Raw genomic sequence first — 18,570 nt, forward strand, 5'->3', positions numbered from 1 at the left:
ACATGAACAGCTCTCTACTGACATTAACTCTGATTTTCGTAGCTCTACTCGTTATACATATTGTGTACAAAGTGATTGCCAAACTGCAGCCCGATAAGGATTATTCGGGCATTGGAACAAAAATTAAAACCTGGTGGGGCATGCTGGCCATCTTTTGCCTTGCTACCCTGTTTAATTCCATTGTCTCGCTGATCTCGCTCATGGTGCTGGCATTTTTCTCGCTGAAGGAATACTTCTCCATGATCCGTAACACCCGCAAAGCCGACCGCCGTCTATTTCTATGGGCATATCTCGCGATCCCGGTGCAGTTTTACTGGATATACATTGGGTGGTATGGCATGTTCATCATCTTTATTCCGCTCTATGTATTTCTCGTCTTGCCCATGCCACGTCTGATCAACAAGGGAACGATCGGATTCCTGCGTAGTGTCAGCTCCACCCAGTGGGGACTCATGCTCATGGTGTTTGGATTAAGTCATCTCGCTTATTTTCCGTTTGCCTCACCCGAGTACGGATCGAAACTGGTGTTGTTCCTCGTTGTGCTAACACAGCTTAATGATGTGGTGCACTATCTCGTATCTCTTTATCTGGGCAAACGAAAAGTGGTGCCTACAGCCAATCCTTTTATCACTTGGGAAGGGTTTGTGTGTGCATTCCTGGTCACGACGGCGGCCTCCTATTTCATCTATCCCTACCTGACACCATTTGATTGGCCATTTTCGTTGTTTATCGGGGCACTGATTGGCCTTGCCGGATTCTTCGGCAGCCTCACCGTATCTGTGCTGAAACGGGATCTGCTCATCGGGGATGACAACAAGTCGGATGCACTCAAAAAAAGTTATCTCAGCAGGGTCGACAGTCTCACCTACACTTCGCCGGTCATGTTCCATGTCGTTCGTTATTTCTTTGAATTTATGTAGAAACGGTCTATTATTCATCGTAAAAAAACAACTTCTAAGCTAACGATGATGAACATCAAAAAAAGCAGCCCTCTGGCTGCTTTTCCCGTTTTATATTTATCCGTCCAATGATTTATGTTTCTCCGTCTCCTGGGTTTTCTTTGTTTACTTCAACTGAATCTCCTTCTCGGCCATAAGCATATTACCCTCATCATTGGTGAATACAAATGTGGCTTTTCCGCGTTCACCCTTCATCTCGTCCGAATAGATAAAGCCTGAAAACTGTCCATTGCCGCTAAAATAAAAACCGTCCTCTCCGTTCCCGCCATGCTCTATCGCTTCCTGCATCGTATTCACAATCGTTACCGTGTTGGATGTCCAGCGCATTTCCGTTAGGCTGTAACCTTTGGGCACTTGTTTGATCGCAAAATCAAAGCTGTTGCCTTCACTCGGTTTATCCGATTGATCAATGACAATATCAATATCCTCTGACATTGCCGCAGCGTTAGACTGCGTCTGCATCTTGCCCTCTTCACCTTTTGCGCTATTCTGATCATTTTTGTTTTTGGCCTCTGCATTAGGTATAGATCCCTGTCCAGCTTCCTCGATCGGTTGCTTGGATTGCGGGTAAGCGTGCTCCTGTACAGACTCTTTATTATTTTTGGCGCCACAGGCGCTAATAATAATGACCATACATAACACAGCAGTATACAGTGCAGATCTCTTGATCCCCTGTTTCATACTCCATCTTCTCCCTTCGTTCTTCTTGCATAATTCACACACACAGATTAGAACCTTATTCATCACTACACCATATCGTCCCTCATGAAGCTCCATAATATGTAAATGATTTTAAAATTCCAGACTGCACTTGTTCTTTTGTAGTGATGAGTGTATGAGTTTCCATGCAAAAAGATGGGAATCAGACGTGTATCAATTCTTATCATTAATGTTGGAATTGCGGCAACTCCAGCACCTGTCCTGTCTGAATGGTACCGTGCGACAACTGGTTTGTATCTTTGAGCGCTTCGACATAAATCCGAGTATCCATCTGATCCGGTTTGTTCGCAAGAGATATACTCCATAGTGTATCCCCCGAAGATACAACAACCTGTTCATTCAGCAGCAAAGGCTGATCTCCCGCCGATGCCTTGAATACTACACTGCAACCAGCAATAAATACGCTCATCGTAATGAGTAGCTTAATCATCGCCGGGCGTGTGATCTGATCTCGTAGAAAGAGCCTTGAAGCGTGTTTTTCATATGAGAATTCCGGCTTGGTTCTTAGAACCTGCTCAGGTTCATGAATGCTTTTGTACGTGGAATACTTCATTTCCATCTGACCCCCGATTGTTATCTTCCTTTTTCGTCAATCTTCAACTCGCTTGCCTATATAACTTCACTTAACAACATAATTTTTATCTCTCTCTAAAGACAAATAGGCACATATTACTAGCTTTTAATCGTATACATAGGTCTATGTTATCACTTCATTCTAAACAAATTCTGAACAATGCTCGGGCCGACTGAACAAAAGTTTCAATTCGAGAATAGATGCCTGATTTTCGGCGATGGGACGTGTGATTCTGCCCTATAATAAGGGAAAGATTGTGATTCTACTGGAGTAAGGACGTGCGGTTTATGATCTCTGCAGATCTAAAGGAACAGTATTACCAGGCACTGATCGCTAAGGATTCAGAATATGAAGGTTTATTCTATGTCGGTGTTAAAACAACAGGGGTGTTCTGTCGTCCCACCTGCCCGGCTCGGAAACCTAAATTTGAGAACTGCGAATTTTATGAAACCGCTCAGCAAGCCCTGCTTGCGTCCTTTCGACCATGCCAGCGATGCCGGCCTTTATCTCACCCCAATCATGTTTCGGATGTGGTTCGCATGCTGGTGGAGGCGGTTGAGAAAGAGCCGGAAAAACGCTGGAAAGGGCAAGATTTCAAGGCACTATCCATTGATGAATCTACTGCTCGCCGTCAGTTCAAAAAAAGATTCGGGATGACCTTTGTCGAATACGCTCGCGCACGGCGTATGGGACTAGCACTGAAACATATTCGTTCAGGGCGCACTGTCATTGATAGCCAACTCTCCACCGGATATGAATCCAGCAGTGGATTCCGGGATGCCTTTTCAAGAATTATGGGAGCCGCACCTACACATGTAGATGACGAACGGGTACTAAGGGCAGCCTGGATCGATACCAGACTTGGCCCCATGATGGCTATAGCGGATGAGCAGGCTTTATATTTAATCGAATTCATTGATCGCCGAGGGCTGGAACGCGAGGTGGAACGCCTGCGCAAGCGCACCGAATCTGCGATTGTACCTGGCACAACAGCACCTATTCAATCTATTGAACGGGAATTAAATGAATATTTCGACGGCAAAAGGACAGCTTTCGACACGGCGTTGTTCTGTTTAGGAACACCATTTCAGAAGCAGGTATGGGATGCGTTATTAGCCATTCCGGCCGGGGAAACGAGATCTTATCAGGAGATCGCAAAAGCCGTTGGAAAACCTTCTGCATGCCGGGCCGTAGCCCAAGCGAACGGGGCAAATCAGCTAGCTATTGTTATTCCGTGTCACCGTGTGATTAACGCAAGTGGTGAATTGGGCGGATATGGAGGTGGACTGACACGGAAAAATTGGCTGCTTCAGCACGAGAGACAGATGTCATTACAGTAGGAATTTTCAGTAACAGCACCTTATCTATTTCTATAAAGGAAGTGAGCCAAAATGAAAAACAACCATTGCACACAGAAAGAAAAAGCTGAACAATTTCATCAATATCATGTGAAGGGACAACCACTCGTACTGGTGAACGTGTGGGATGCCGGGAGCGCGCAGACCATTCAATCTACAGGTGCCAAAGCTATTGCTACGGGAAGCTGGTCTGTTGCCGCCGCTCATGGGGAACAGGATGGTGAAGCCCTTCCGTTCCAATTGGTGCTTGCTAATCTTTCACGTATTACAAAGAGCGTAGATCTGCCTGTAACCATCGATATAGAGGGAGGGTATGGCAGGTCCGTGTCAGAAGTGAAGCAAAACGTGTTGCAAATTATTGAACATGGGGCAGTAGGTATTAATATCGAGGACCAGTTGCCACATGGTGAAGGCCTGTACAGCGTCACAGAACAATGTCTGAGATTATCCGCTGCTCGCGAAGCTGCAAGCGAGGCAGGCATTCCCCTTTTTATCAATGCACGCACCGATTTATTTCTGCAACAAGTTGCTGAGAAACATGATGAAGTATTAGTTAACGAAGCAATTGCACGGTCCGAGGCATATGCGGAAGCAGGGGCAAACGGTATATTCATTCCAGGTTTACAGGATCAGCATTGGATTCAGGAACTATGTGACTGTTCGCCAATCCCCGTCAACGTGATGGTAACCTCCAACGAACCTTCACCGAGACATTTGGCCACACTAGGGGTAGCACGAATCAGCTACGGGCCTTATCCTTATCTGCAAGTTATGGAGAACCTGAAAGCACTTGGGCAACGTATTTTAACAGGAGCATAAGGATTATACTGATGAGGTGTGTTCATACCACGCCGTCCCGCACGGAGAGAAGATAGGATGTTTCCAGCCTTCACCTGTGGTATAATCCCACTACCTAACAGTAACAGGAGGCACATATGCTTAACGTTGAACAAAAGCTTGAAATTCTGGAGTCGTACCCACAGCTGCAGCGTAAAAATGTTTCTCTGGGTCGTGTGAATTTCCACTACGAGGACAGTGCCTACGAGAAAAAAATTGTAGCACTCCATATTCACCCGAACGGTAACGGCTATATCTATGCAGGGTTATTGCCAAACTACGAGACGGATGCAAAAGGGTTCGTCAATGTCCGTGATTACTCCGAAGCAGATCTGCGTACATTGCTGGATGCAACACTCAAAGCGATGTCTCATAATCCAGACGCAGTTGAAGTGACTGAGAACGTACCATCCCCTAAAGAATCTGCCCCGGTTATCCTGTCATCAAGCGGTGGTATCTGGATCAATGAAGAGGGACACACACTTACTTTAAAATATGACAATGATATGTGGTGTGTATATGCTGGTTCGGAGCTGGAGATGGCTTTTGAATCACGCGGCGAGGCTGGCGAGTATCTTGAAGAGGAAGGATTCAAACCGCAAGCTCACGCTTAGATTAAAGTACAACCCATAAGAGACGACAAAGAAAAACACGAGGCGAGCATACGTCCTCGTGTTTTTCTTATCCCTCGTGTCTAATTACTGGTGTGATTATTACTGAACATCCTCATTTGCGTTCCCCTAACGGCTTAAACTCTGTAATTCATCACAGTTAGTCTTTGCTGCCTTTGCGTACCAACGGAGCATGCTTCATCATGGGATAGGTGGACAGAAGCAGCGCGCCACCGATTACACCCAGCACAGTGAATACGAGCATTCGATTTTGATAGACAATCCAGAGCGTGAATTGTCTCATATCTCCAAATGCAATCACCAGCGACAGCACCAGACCAAAGCCAAACAACAGAATCAGGAAATTACGCAGGCCCAGCCGAATCCAGCAAACCGTCAAGAAAACAGATAGACCGAGTACCAAGAGCCCCAGCATCATGTCAATCCACAGGTATGGGAACACAAGATAACTCGAAGAATAGAGCATTCCCGGTTGATACAACGTGACCTGTAGCCATCCCCCGACGTTCAGCAGATGAACAACCCCATAGATCAAATGCAGAATGACCATCGTGCCTACAACCATAAAGGCTCCCATCGTATAGAATGATTTCATAAATTGAATCCGTGTACTGCCCATACCAATGGCTACCGGGTATAACGTGATCAGACCTGCAATGGCAAAAGTACAGATTCCTCCATACATCGGCCCGAACAACTGCGAGGAATAACTGACGTGAAACAGAAAACCAATCGCGACATAGACTGCTGTCAACCCAAGCGCAATGGATGTAAAGATCAGCATATATAAACGCATGTCATCTAAAATTAGCCGATTCGTTCCTTTTACTGCATTCATGCTCTCACCTCCTCCTTCCGCGTTACATTCACCAGATAATCCTGGAGCGTTGCTTTTTCAATGGAAAGCCCATGATGCCCAGCCTTGGCTGCCCATTCCTTCGAATACATATCATCAATCATCACTTTGCCGGTTGTACCCATGCGAGCAGAATCAATAATATTAGCACCTGCAGAGGCTATCTCCACATCTTGAATTAACCCTGTTAGAAGAACTCCTCGTTCGCGCATCTCCTCCATGGGGTGATGATATAACACTTTACCTTGATGTACCACAATCAGGGTTTCACACAAAGGCTGTACCTCTTCGATATGATGTGTTGATATCAGAACCAGACGAGGGTTATCTTCATACGTTTCCAATAATGCTTCATAGAAAAGTTTTCGTTTCTCGGCATCGAGTCCATTCGTAGGCTCATCCATAATCGTCACACTGGCGTTACTGCACAGCCCCAGAATTATTTGAGCAGCTGTCTTCATGCCCTTCGAAAATTTACTCATTTTCTGTTTGGACGGCAGTTCAAAAACATCGATGAGCCGCTTGGCAAGTTGTTGATCCCATTGTGAATGGAAATGTGATCCGATGCTGACCAGATCATTCATTGTCCAGTTTTTACCGAGCGGATGATTCTCCTGGATATAACATAGATGCCCTTGAGCAGACAGATTATTGTACGGGTCCTGACCCATAATTTGAATGCTGCCACTGTCAGGACGGTTGTGTCCGGCGAGCAGACTCATTAGCGTCGTTTTACCAGCACCGTTCCTTCCCCAAATTGCACCAATTACAGGTTCATTCTCATGCAGGGTGACACTGTTCAGAATAGAGGGTTTACTCTTTTGATAGCTGTAACATACCTGCTCCATATGAATCATATTTCACTCTCCTTATCCTTCTTACCGCGAATCAGATCAATAATCATGTCCTCGTCCATCCGAATACGTCCGGCTTCTTCAAGTAAAGGCTTGATGTATTCTTCGTAAAAATGTCGCTTTCGTTCAACAAGTAAGGCTTCTCTGGCTCCTTTGGCAACAAACATTCCCACACCTCGCTGTTTGTATATGATGCCTTTGTCTACCAACTCCTGTAGCCCCTTTCGCGCCGTAGCCGGATTAATATTGTAAAAGCGTGATAGTTCATTCGTCGAGGGAACCTGCTCCTCCACTCTCAATCTGCCTTCCACAATATCATCCATGATCATCATGGCGATCTGATGAAAAATAGGCTGGGATTCATCCAAGGTCGATTTCATCTGTTTCCAACTTTCATACATAATAATGATTTGCGTGTGTCTTATATGGGGGTCAATTTTTTCTTTTCTTAATTAGTTAGTCGGTTAGTTACTCATGTAACTAACTATAGTATACAAGAACATAAATGTAAATAGACCCTTGTTAATTGATCAACTTCTCCACACGGATTCGGTTATATTGGTTCAGGAGAGCGTCAAGTACTACGGATTGTCTGATCACTTCAGGATGAAGCAGACTGCCATATTGCAGTTGTATCTGATGTAGCTGTTGTCTCGCGTCTTCGATCTGTGATTTTAATTCCATACGATCCATAGCACCCCCTCCTTTTGTCATATTTTAGCTTATTATGCCAATCGGTAGTTTAATGAGGGTATGACAGATATGCTCTTCTATGCGTTACTGGACCGTTTATACATACAAAAAAGAACGCCTCTGAGTTATTCAGAAGCGTTCTGTGGCTCAGGCTTATGTCCCTAAACCGTGATCATTCGTTCGGTAGATTGGAGGAGGGGTATCTTCCTTGACTGGAGATGGCCCGGTAACGGTCGGCAGGATGTTCACCGCGATACTACAAGTAACTATCAGCAAAGCCAGTTTTTTCTTCATTGATTTTTTGCACCTCACCAATCAAGATTTTGTATTGCTGTATAGCAGTATCGGACGCGTAATCCCTGTATTGTTCGAATAGTCCGACACTTCTAAGCATACCTCGTCCATCACTAATTTCAATAGCAAAACTTAAGCTATCCAGAACAAAATTTAAACCTTGTGCAAAGTGATCCCTCTTCAGATAATACTTGCCCAATCCAGCCAATAATCGGACGTAACGATCATCCGTAACCTGCTTGCTGACTTTTCCAATTCGGTTCCGTTGCTCCTGATAAGTAAAATGCGGTGCATACTCTTCTAACACATCATCGATATCCATATCGTATCGATTTGCCGCAGTAACAATATCACATAGCGCAGGAAAGATCTCGTTCTCTTTTGTTGAAATGTAGGCCAGATACTGAGGAAGAATTTCGAACTGTCCAGCCATTAATTGATATATATAACGATTCCCTTCAGCCCATTCCTGAAATTGTTGAATAACAACCATTTCTTCATGATCCGGACCTTTGACCCAAGAGGAATCGGTGTATAACGAAACATATTTGAGGGCCATCTCATAGTTGTCTAAATGGAAATACGCACTTCCCGATGCCAAATAAGCATACATAACATAAAAAATGATAGGTCGTTTCGTTTCTTCCGCTTTCTTTCTCCCATTCAATTCATAGTGAATGGTTGCCTTCACCCGCAGTTTCTCTGATAACTCCTGCACCTTACTCCACCGATGAAGTGAGGCAAACGCATTAATCAATTCATTTAATGCATCCAGTTGATAGCGTTCATCCAGTCGATCCACATAATATTCAAATTGAGCCGCAATAATAACATTCCGCTGCTGATCATTCGACAGTCCGAGCTTGAACAGACGATACTGACAGAGCGCAAGCCGCTCGGAATGTTGCATCTTCTCACTTTCAGCGATTGTTTCATATAAGAGAGTTGCCGGTTTCCATTTACCAGCATGATAGAACTCCTCCGCCACATCAAATAACATCGGGATATACGAAAGATTATCCATCATCAGACGAACGACCTCTTCGATACAGTCCAGCTTATCCAGTTCAGCACATCGATGCAGAAAAGGGCCTAACCTCCGCCAATCCGGCGTTGCGTGCACAAAGCACTCATCAATATACAACTCATAGAAATGGCCCGCTGCAAGCTTCATAGCTACCGTAATACGGTCCAGCTGCTGCATGGAGATAGGTCGATTCTTATTCAAAATGTTGCTGAGTGTGCCAGAATTAATTCCGGACAGCTCTGAAAATAAACTGATCGACATCTGTTCACGCTTCAGATAGCTTGCTAAATGATCGCGTATCGTGGTTGTTGTCGGCTTCAAGGGAACACCACCCTCCAAAATAAAAACACAAAAAGCGAGATTACAGGTACATGCAAAAGTAATTATATGTAATATATACTTGCATTACAATAAAATAATTTCAACTAATTTGTATTAATTACATTTTAATCCTTTTAGAGCGATAAAATATGTATCTATATTTTATATCGAAATGGTCTGTTCTTCCAAGACCCAACTGCACAAAAAAACACGAGCCAGACAGGCTCGTGTCATTTGTCCGAATATCATTACGTATTCAGCGTATTTCACGGTGTTATTCCATACTCAATCTAATGTGACCTAAGGCAGTACATTCCCTGCAGCACGATAGATTTCATACCACTCTGGACGAGTGAGGTGAACCTCACCTGCTTTCACACAATCTTGCAGACGTCCAATATTCATTGTGCCTGTCACAGGTTGCATCTTGGCAGGGTGACGAAGCAACCACGCAATCGCAATGGTCGTATTGCTCACGTCATACTTCGCAGCGATCTCATCGATCTTTGCATTCAATTCCGGGAATTTCTCATTGCCAAGGAAGACACCCTCGAAGAATCCGTATTGGAACGGAGACCACGGTTGAATGGTAATATCATGCAGACGGCAGTAATCCAGAATGCTGCCATCTCTGTTCACCGCAGCGTCATTCTCCATATTCACGTTGATGCCGCTATCGATCATCGTCGTGTTGGTAATACTCATCTGCAGCTGGTTGGCTACCAGAGGTTGTTTGACATATTTTTTGAGCAATGCGATCTGGTTCGGATTCTGGTTGGACACGCCGAAGTGGCGCACTTTTCCCTCACGCTCCAACTGATCGAATGCTTCAGCCACTTCCTCCGGTTCAACAAGTGCATCCGGGCGGTGCAAGAGCAACACATCCAGATATTCCGTTCTTAGACGTTGCAGAATGCCATCCACCGAATTCAGGATATGCTCTTTGGAGAAATCAAACATACCCTTGCGAATGCCGCATTTGGATTGAAGAATCAAATTTTCACGAACCTGGGGATTCATCTGCACAGCATCGGCGAAAATCTCCTCACATGTTCCTGTGCCGTAAATATCAGCGTGATCGAAGAAATTCGCGCCTATTTCCATAGCAGAACGTACAAAATGCTCCGCGTCCTTACTGTCTAATGAATTGATTCGCATACAGCCTACAGCAACTACAGGCACATCGAGTGCACTGCTGCCCAGTTTAATGGTTCTCAAGATGTTTCCCCTCCATATTCAAAAATAGTTTGTGTGCATGAGACCCTGATACATATCCATATATGTATGTCCATGCCTGTCTTCCGTCTATGATTGTGACATATATCTGCAATCGGTTTCAATAGACTTTCCCCACATTTATATGGAGAAATGATTTGTTATAAGTAAAACCGCCCAGCCTTGGGCAGTAATCGTTAATCTTTTTCCGGCACGATCACCTTCATATAACCAGGCAATACACGGATATCAATCGGTAAAGCAGGGCCTTCCTCTCCATCCACATTCGTACGAATGGTTTCGTCGGAGCGAACATGTACTTCTTTGGCTGTAAAATAGTGCACATCCTTATGCTCCTTCAGATTGCCGAAGAACAAAGAAGTGCCTAAGGTCACGCTGTTGAATACACCGATATTTTGAATCACAAAGCAGTGGATCAGTCCGTCGTCTACATCTGCATCCGGTGACAATTTTTCGAATCCTCCGACCGAGTTAGTAAGGGCCGCCACAAAAAGCGGTGACTCTCCTTCCCAGAATTGCCCGTCATATTCGATCTTCAGAACGTTTGCCGGTGTGTTTACCAGATCCTTCAATCCTTCTTTCAGATAAGCGAATGATCCCAGCTTTGATTTTTCCTCGGACGAAACAGAGAATAACGCCTCCGCCAAGGAGCCGGCAGCCACCACATTGGCAAACAGTCGCCCATTCACCATGCCGAGATCGACCAACCGGGTCTGTTCCGAACGTAACTGCTCGATCGCTTCCTCCGGGTCAAGAGAGATATGTAACGCCCTTGCAAAATCATTCACCGTACCCAGTGGAACGATACCTAGAAGAGGACGATGTTCCTGATCCAGCATGCCATTAATCGTCTCATGTAATGTGCCATCTCCCCCGATCGAGATGACCAGATCACACCCATCTTTGCAGGCATGTAGACCGTAATGGGTAGCATCGCCTTCCCCGGCTGTTTCGTTCACCACTACTGCATATTGACTTGCTTCCAAAATAGACCGAACCTGGGATACATAATGCTCTGCTTTTTCCTTGCCTGACGACGGATTGCTAATGATCATTGCTTTCCTCATCGATACATCTCCCTCTCCGCATATAACCTCTGTACATCCTTACCCTTTTCATCAAGAGGTTGAATACAGTGTGATGCAAATATGTTGATCACCATGCAAATTTTTATAATTTACACAAAGTTATGCTGAAAAAGTGCAGGGCATGGCCCTTGTCATATAGAATAAAAGTATAGATAGATAAACGTTATAAAATTACTGTTCCTATAATCCCAAGATGGGTTAATAAGCTAGAGACGTTATGATTTGGAGGGAAGGCATGTAATGAAGAGAATCACACTTGTATTGTTGATATGTATTCTAAGTATAGGTACGGCGGGGCAAGCAATGGCATACACCACCACGGATTCGGATCATTCCCTCATTAAAGATTCTGCGCTAGAGGAAGGACTCAAGCTAATTTTAAATATTCCTGTAGGTGAACCCCTCACATCTAAAGATCTGAAGCAGCTTCGTGTGGTGGATCTGAGCAATGCAGGCATTCAGAGTCTTTCCGGGCTGGAACATGCCGTGAATTTGACCCATTTGCGTCTGTACGGTAATGAAATTACCGATCTCACACCACTGGAACACCTGACGGAGCTTCGCGAGATTGACGTCCGAAACAATTACATTACAACCATTCAGCCTCTTGCTGCATTACAGCAACTGGGACGTCTATATATCAGTAACAATTCGATATCCTCCATTGACGTTGTGCGAGAATTTCCCAGACTACATACACTGCATGCCAGCGGCAATCAGATTTTAAGCCTGAATGCTCTAACAGAGCTACATTCGCTGAAATGGCTCGAAATCTCAAATAATGATATAACCGATCTTACACCACTTGCGGAACAGGCTCAGTTGAAGCAATTGAATGTGGCGAACAATCATATTTCGGCACTTGATGCTCTCACAGAGTTGCCAGATACCATGCATGAGCTGAATGTGGCAGGTAACCACATATCTCGCCTGGCACCCCTGAGCCACATGACAGAACTGCGGAAACTGGATATCTCGGGTAACCAGATCCAGCAACTGAGCGACATCGCAACATTAACAAACTTAACGGAGCTGAATGCGGAGTCCAATCAGATCTATAATCTGGAGCCGCTACGCAAGTTAACCAAACTAAACGTCTTGAAGCTATCCAATAACCGGATATGGGATCTGACACCAATCTCCGAATTATCCTTCTCATCGGATAACTCAGATGTACCAAGTTTAGAAAACATCTCTGCTTCCACTTCTATGTCCTTAAGCACATCAAATGTGATGACAGAGACAGCTGCTGCCGGGCTGACTGTACATAACAATTATCTGGATGTGACAAGTGGTAGCCACACGATGCAGCTACTCAACCAGATGAATGTCAGAGAGCAGAAACGTACGCCACAGGGGCGTTTTCAACGCCTGATCGAAGGGTCTGCCACGGCATATGTGGGCGACCGTGCGTACGAACTTGATGCAGCTCCTTTTATTAATGAAGGCCGGACGTATGTGCCTCTTCGCTTTGTATCCGAGCATTTAAATGCTCGTGTGAACTGGAACAGCGGTACACGCGAAGCAGTCATTACCCAAGAGGATCAAATCATTCGCTGGGGCGTAAGCAACAAGCAGGTTACCATTAACGATGAACTCATCATGAATGATGCTCCGCTGTTAATGAAGGATGGCAATGCCTATGTTCCCATTCGATTTATTTCAGAGCAGCTTCATACAACCGTTGGATATATCGCCAAGAGTAAAACGATTCTGATCTTTGAAAACAAATAACCATATCCCCGCCGCATTGCTGGTGGGGATTTTTTCTATACTCTGAGGAATAGGGTATATCGTGCTAACTTATGATGATCCCTTAATTGTGGCCAACATAAGTGTTATGGGTGTAGTGAGCCACTCCCTCCCACTCCATAATGATTCATTTCCAAACGAACCACCTTGGATTAGGGTAAATATTGCACGGATTAGCACATCTGCTTTTGCAGTGGAAGTTGGTATACTAAACGTAATCAAAAGGATTACTCACCAGCCTACGAGGAGGATCATCATATGACATTTACGTTTAACGGATTTTCGACTACACCTACAGAGCCGTGGAACCAGTTATCTTTTTCAGCCACCAATGAAAGCGCTAACTTAAAATTAACCGGTGAACAGCATCAGCTTGTTGAAGGGTTCGGTGGTTGCTTCAATGAGCTTGGTTATTTGGCTTTGGCCCATTTAAGTGACGAGCAGCGACACGAAGTCATGCATTCCCTGTTCCACCCGGAAGGGGAGCATCGGTTTACGATCTGTCGCCTGCCTATCGGCGCGAGTGATTATGCAGAGCAGTGGTATAGCCACAACGAAGTAGACGGAGATGTGGCCATGGACCATTTTTCCATCGAACGAGATTTCAAATATCTGATCCCTTATATCAAGGAAGCTTTGAGTTATAACCCGAATTTGCAGTTATTCGCATCGCCATGGAGTCCGCCAACCTGGATGAAGTTCCCCAAAGCTTACAACTACGGAACACTGCGCTGGGAAAAGGACATTCTCGAAGCCTACGCTTTGTATTTTGTGAAGTTTGTTAAAGCCTACCGTGAAGCGGGCATTACAATTCATCAGGTACATGTGCAGAATGAAGTGATCGCAGATCAGAAGTTTCCTTCCTGCATGTGGACAGGCGAGCAGCTGCGTGAATTTATCGCTGATTATCTAGGGCCGGCTTTTGATAAACATGGGCTGGACACCGAAATTTGGCTGGGTACGATTAATGCGCCTGATCCGTGGGAAGAACTGATGAAAAAGAAAACAACCGGATTCGATGAATATGCCGGACTGGTGCTCAGCGATCCCAAAGCCTACTCCTATATAAAAGGGGTTGGATACCAATGGGCGGGCAAACATGCCATTCAACGTACTGTAGCAAGTTACCCGGAGCTTCGTTACATGCAGACCGAGAATGAGTGCGGGGATGGGAACAACTCTTGGAACTACGCCAAGCACGTGTATAACCTCTACCAGCACTATTTCAGTAACGGCGTCAACGCCTATATCTATTGGAATATGGTGCTAGAGCCTAGAGGACGAAGTACTTGGGGCTGGGAGCAGAATTCAATGATCACTGTTGATCCTGCAAGTAAGGACGTCACTCGTAATCCAGAGTATTATGTCATGAAACATTTTGCTCATCATATCGTTAACGGCGCTCGCCGGCTGGGTCTGTCTGGAGCATGGAGCGGCAAAGCCGTTGCTTTCCGCAACCCGGATAACAGCCTCGTTATCGTTGTTAACAATCCGTTCCCGGATCGCCATGACCTTCACTTGACGTTCACCGAAGGACACACGATTCATGTGCAGTTAGAAGCCGATTCCTTTAACAGCATGGTGATTACAGCGAAATAAAACACCGTATGGACGGCAAGAAACGCAAACATGGCATGATACCGATGCAAGTTAAAAGATCCTGTCCCACATCGTAGTGGGACAGGATCTTTTTTGAGGGGATAATGCATGTTAACTGATTTAAACGGGTAGAGTGAATCCATTCTGCCTGTGATTGTACTTTTACTAAAGTTTATACAAATGCCAACTCCAAGGTCTGTACCTGGGCTTATGGATTGTTCGCCATGTAGGTTTTCAGCCACTGCATTGCAGGACGCTCTGTGCCATTGCTTCTTACCAGGTGGGAACCACTAGTCCAAGTTTGGTTTTCGTTGTAACCCCACAGCGTAACACCTTTAACAGCCGGGTGCTTCCACAGTACAGGGAACTTCTGTTGGTAACGTTGCAATTGGGTATTGTCATCGCCAGTCATGTCCAGCTCGGATACATACACTGGAAGGCCAGTTGCTTGCAGTTTGTTCAGAACAGTGTTCATCGTGTTCACGGATACATTGTCCATATTGAAGTAGTGCGCTTGAATACCGATGCCATCAACGAGACCTCTGTTTTTCAAAAGGTTGATGATTTGGATATATCGATCTGCCTTCGCGGGGTCACCGATAATGCCGTATTCATTGATCAGCAACTTGGAATTCGGGAAGGCTTGTCTTGCTTGTTGGAATGACCAGATGACCCAATCCCAGCCCGTCTGTCCATCTCCACCAATCGCATTGTGGAAGGCTGGCTTTGCATGCAACGGCTCATTGACTACGTCAACAAACTCCGACTGAGAGTAGCGTTGTCCTGCAGCTCTGATCCATTGAATTACTTCGTTTCTCTGATCTGTTGCAGAAAGGCCATTCATCCAGTTAGGTGCCTGATTTCCCCAAACAAGGGTGTGGAATTTGAAAGGCATTTTATTGTTTTTCGCATAGTTGTAAGCCATATCTGCCTGGCCCCAATTCATCACATTACGCGTACCTTCTACCGCACCCCACTTCGTGGAGTTCTCCGGCGTCACCTGATTCCAGTACGGACTGAAATTGTTTGGTACCTGGTTAGCTATAATATTCCCCAAGAATTTACTGCCTTTAGCCAATCCGGCACTGACACTGCCCACCGCGACTGACGCGGCCAGCACACCTGCCAGAGCAAGCGTACCTACCGTCTTAAACCATTTGGACTTCAACATAATATTCCTCCTTGGTTTGGTTTATTTTATAAAGCGCTTACAAGGACATCATAATGGATAATTTTGGTTTTATACACATATAAAACATACTATTTACTTTGAAAAGTATACTTCCTATTGCTTTATCTTTTTTCCCTGCTTTACGCAACTGTATCGAACATATATGTTACATCAGCGTTTACATTACCTTGATGTTTCTCTAGTATGGATTGATAGATATCATTACACACATTAGAACACAAGGGAGATTACACATGCGTACACATGGTTTAAAACGTTTCGCTAGTTGGTCATTATCCATTCTATTAGGCACTTCCGTGCTACTCGCGCCGCTCGCTGCGGAAGATGCTCACGCAGCTGAAGCAAATCCAGAGACTAAGATTACTTTGCTTGGCACATCTGATATTCATGGTCGCTTTATGCCATGGGACTACGCACTGGACGGCCCCAACCCTGCCGGAAGCATGACACAGCTCTATACGATGGTAAAAAAGGTTCGTGCTGAGAACCCTAACACCATCCTGCTCGATGCGGGAGATATGATTCAGGACAACTCAGCTGAGCTGTTCAATGATCAGCCCCAGTCACCGATGATGGTGGCCATGAACGAAATGAACTATGATGCCTGGGTTATGGGGAATCATGAATTCAACTTTGGCCTGGACGTGCTGGAGAAAATCTCTTCTCAGTTCAAAGGCCAGGCGCTTGTCGGTAACATTTTCAAAGAAAACGGCGACCGTTACATGCCTGCATATACCATTATTGAGCGCGATGGTATCAAAGTAGGCGTGATTGGTATGAACACCCCGATGATTACCGAGTTTGAAAAAGGAACCGATCACCTGGATGGTGTCATTGTCAAAGACCCTGTAGAAGAGACTCGCAAAGCCATTGCTGAGCTGAAAGGCAAAGTGGATGTGATGGTTGGTCTCATGCATATGGGACTGGATAACGAGAACGGCAAACCGGGAACCGGCGTCACGGACATCGCCAATGCCAACCCGGAACTGGCTGCTATTTTCGCCGGACATATGCATCAGCTGATTGAATCACAGACGGTAAACGGCGTGCTGATCTCTGAACCCAACAAATATGGTACACACATGTCACGTATTGACCTGACATTTGCCAAAAAGGACGGCAAGGTTGTATTGAAGAGCAAGGAAGCCAAGGCACTCGCTGTCAAAAAAACAGACGGCACTTATGAAGTTTCCGATCCTTCTCTGGAAAAAACACTGCATCCGTTCCACGAGTTCGCTCGTGCCGATGCTAATATCGTGGTCGCGGAACTGAAAGGAATGAATCTGGTTCCGGCGGATGAGATCAAAGGCATCCCTGCCGTGCAGATTCAGGAAACGCCGCTGTCTGATTTTTTTACCGAAGTTATGCTCCATTACAGTGATGCTGACGTTGTTGCCCATCAGATCGATAATGACAAAGCCAAGCTGGACGTTGGCCCGATCAAGAAAAAAGATATTGCGTTTAACTACCAGTACACTTTTGGTGAAGTGACGGTATATGAAGTGACTGGACGAGATCTGAAGGATTACATGGAATGGGCTGCGGGATACTTTAACTCCACTCGCCCAGGGGATGTAACCATCAGCTTTGATCCAAAGCGACGTGCTTCCAAATATAGCACCGATGATTTCTTCGGCGGTGTGACCTATGAGATTGATCTGACCAAGCCATATGGCAGTCGAATCACGAATTTGAAATACAGTAATGGAAAAGCCGTTCAGGAGGGTGATACGCTCAAGCTCGGTATGAATGCTTATCGGATGGAAGCACTCATTGCCAAAGGCGGGGCGCTTGAAGGACGTACATTCAAGCAACTATGGTCCTCCAAGGATGCTTCAGCCTTTGGTGAGATTCAAGGTACGATCCGTAATCTGTCTATCGCATATCTGAAAGACGTGATGAAAGGTGTCTACGAACCGAAGATTCAGCAACATTGGAAAATCACTGGCGTAGACCTGACTGCACCGGAGCGTGCAGATGTCGTGGAACTGGTTAATGCTGGCGTTATGACTGTGCCGACAACGGAAGATGGCAAGTACACCAATATTGCCTCCATTAATATTTTGGATGCTGTAACTTCGGACGAGATTGAAGCTCTCTCTTCCAAAGCAGGGATAGATGCAGCACAATTCAAAGGCGTAAAAACGAAAGGTGCTTTCTACCAGAAGTTGAACAAGGCTCGCAAAGCAGTAGAAGGTAAAGACAATGGCGGGGGTTCCCCATCTCCAGCACCTACACCGGAGAAACCGGTAACTCCAGCGAAGCCGAACCCAACTCCGGTTCCTACACCTGGAGCGCCAAAACCAGGTACTCCGAAACCAGGTAAACCACCTGTTTCTTCGGACAATGGCAAGCCAAGTGTCACAGCTCCAGGCAAACAAGCGAGGGTTACAGCCACTCATCTGAATGTACGTGCGGGTGCATCCTCCAAATCTAAAGTGATTACTTCTGTACCACAAGGTACGATACTTGAAGTAGTTAGCACAGGCCATGCCTATGGCTGGGTCAAAGTGAAGCTGAATGGACAGATGGCATACGTTTACGACAAATATGTGAGTATTCTAAAATAACACTGTAT

The 18,570-nt window shown here is 45.4% G+C and carries 17 protein-coding genes; 7 read left to right on the forward strand and 10 right to left on the reverse strand.

Annotated features, from left to right (window positions below):
* Positions 1–2: 2 nt before the first annotated feature.
* Positions 3–920 (forward strand): phosphatidate cytidylyltransferase, encoded by a 918-nt coding sequence (locus MHI38_RS15400; protein ID WP_154889878.1) that lies wholly within the window; start codon positions 3–5, stop codon positions 918–920.
* A 144-nt stretch (positions 921–1,064) separates the two neighbouring features.
* Here MHI38_RS15400 and MHI38_RS15405 read toward each other — a convergent pair whose 3' ends face one another.
* Together MHI38_RS15405 and MHI38_RS15410 are read right to left on the reverse strand one after the other, a co-directional pair.
* The gene (locus tag MHI38_RS15405; protein WP_090921166.1) at positions 1,065–1,640 is read right to left on the reverse strand and encodes a hypothetical protein; all 576 of its coding nucleotides are present in this window, start codon (positions 1,638–1,640) and stop codon (positions 1,065–1,067) included.
* Between the two features lie 205 nt (positions 1,641–1,845).
* Positions 1,846–2,232, reverse strand: a complete 387-nt coding sequence (locus tag MHI38_RS15410; protein ID WP_308722564.1) for a LysM peptidoglycan-binding domain-containing protein — start codon at positions 2,230–2,232, stop codon at positions 1,846–1,848.
* A gap of 308 nt (positions 2,233–2,540) precedes the next feature.
* Between MHI38_RS15410 and MHI38_RS15415 the strand changes: the two genes are divergently transcribed.
* From MHI38_RS15415 to MHI38_RS15425, 3 genes are all read left to right on the forward strand, one after another.
* Positions 2,541–3,593 (forward strand): bifunctional transcriptional activator/DNA repair enzyme AdaA, encoded by a 1,053-nt coding sequence (locus MHI38_RS15415; protein ID WP_154890330.1) that lies wholly within the window; start codon positions 2,541–2,543, stop codon positions 3,591–3,593.
* Between the two features lie 51 nt (positions 3,594–3,644).
* Positions 3,645–4,430, forward strand: a complete 786-nt coding sequence (locus MHI38_RS15420) for an isocitrate lyase/PEP mutase family protein (protein WP_154889874.1) — start codon at positions 3,645–3,647, stop codon at positions 4,428–4,430.
* 116 nt (positions 4,431–4,546) lie between these two features.
* Positions 4,547–5,062: a hypothetical protein gene (locus MHI38_RS15425; protein ID WP_154889872.1), complete on the forward strand. Its 516-nt coding sequence runs from the start codon at positions 4,547–4,549 to the stop codon at positions 5,060–5,062.
* Between the two features lie 157 nt (positions 5,063–5,219).
* On the opposite strand, the gene MHI38_RS15430 is transcribed toward MHI38_RS15425, so the two are convergent.
* The 7 genes from MHI38_RS15430 to MHI38_RS15460 form a co-directional block, all read right to left on the reverse strand.
* Positions 5,220–5,918, reverse strand: a complete 699-nt coding sequence (locus MHI38_RS15430) for a hypothetical protein (RefSeq protein ID WP_341181389.1) — start codon at positions 5,916–5,918, stop codon at positions 5,220–5,222.
* Complete coding sequence (locus MHI38_RS15435; protein WP_154889870.1) at positions 5,915–6,793, reverse strand: ATP-binding cassette domain-containing protein; 879 nt, start codon at positions 6,791–6,793, stop codon at positions 5,915–5,917. Before MHI38_RS15435 ends, MHI38_RS15430 begins: the two co-directional genes overlap by 4 nt.
* The gene (locus MHI38_RS15440) at positions 6,790–7,170 is read right to left on the reverse strand and encodes a GntR family transcriptional regulator (protein ID WP_154890329.1); all 381 of its coding nucleotides are present in this window, start codon (positions 7,168–7,170) and stop codon (positions 6,790–6,792) included. Before MHI38_RS15440 ends, MHI38_RS15435 begins: the two co-directional genes overlap by 4 nt.
* A 142-nt stretch (positions 7,171–7,312) precedes the next feature.
* Positions 7,313–7,483 carry an aspartyl-phosphate phosphatase Spo0E family protein gene (locus MHI38_RS15445; protein WP_090921152.1) on the reverse strand — a complete coding sequence of 57 codons (171 nt, stop codon included), beginning with the start codon at positions 7,481–7,483 and terminating at the stop codon, positions 7,313–7,315.
* Between the two features lie 256 nt (positions 7,484–7,739).
* On the reverse strand, positions 7,740–9,125 hold the full coding sequence (locus tag MHI38_RS15450; RefSeq protein ID WP_308722561.1) for a helix-turn-helix domain-containing protein: 1,386 nt from the start codon (positions 9,123–9,125) through the stop codon (positions 7,740–7,742).
* Between the two features lie 300 nt (positions 9,126–9,425).
* Entirely contained in the window at positions 9,426–10,343 is a 918-nt protein-coding gene (locus MHI38_RS15455) for an aldo/keto reductase (protein WP_090921150.1), read from the reverse strand.
* Between the two features lie 194 nt (positions 10,344–10,537).
* Positions 10,538–11,428: a diacylglycerol/lipid kinase family protein gene (locus MHI38_RS15460; protein ID WP_341181390.1), complete on the reverse strand. Its 891-nt coding sequence runs from the start codon at positions 11,426–11,428 to the stop codon at positions 10,538–10,540.
* A gap of 261 nt (positions 11,429–11,689) precedes the next feature.
* On the opposite strand from MHI38_RS15460, the gene MHI38_RS15465 reads away from it, so the two are divergent.
* Positions 11,690–13,183, forward strand: a complete 1,494-nt coding sequence (locus tag MHI38_RS15465) for a leucine-rich repeat domain-containing protein (protein ID WP_341181391.1) — start codon at positions 11,690–11,692, stop codon at positions 13,181–13,183.
* 276 nt (positions 13,184–13,459) lie between these two features.
* A complete protein-coding gene (locus tag MHI38_RS15470) occupies positions 13,460–14,800 on the forward strand; it encodes a glycoside hydrolase family 30 protein (RefSeq protein WP_341181392.1) in 1,341 nt (446 codons plus the stop codon).
* A gap of 208 nt (positions 14,801–15,008) precedes the next feature.
* On the opposite strand, the gene MHI38_RS15475 is transcribed toward MHI38_RS15470, so the two are convergent.
* Positions 15,009–15,971, reverse strand: coding sequence for an endo-1,4-beta-xylanase (locus tag MHI38_RS15475; RefSeq protein WP_154889866.1), 963 nt, complete (start codon positions 15,969–15,971; stop codon positions 15,009–15,011).
* Positions 15,972–16,225: 254 nt separating this feature from the next.
* Here MHI38_RS15475 and MHI38_RS15480 point away from each other — a divergent pair, with 254 nt between their 5' ends.
* Positions 16,226–18,562, forward strand: a complete 2,337-nt coding sequence (locus MHI38_RS15480) for a 5'-nucleotidase C-terminal domain-containing protein (RefSeq protein WP_341181393.1) — start codon at positions 16,226–16,228, stop codon at positions 18,560–18,562.
* Positions 18,563–18,570: the final 8 nt, after the last annotated feature.

Source organism: Paenibacillus sp. FSL K6-1558, assembly GCF_038002565.1.
Lineage (GTDB): Bacteria > Bacillota > Bacilli > Paenibacillales > Paenibacillaceae > Paenibacillus > Paenibacillus polysaccharolyticus.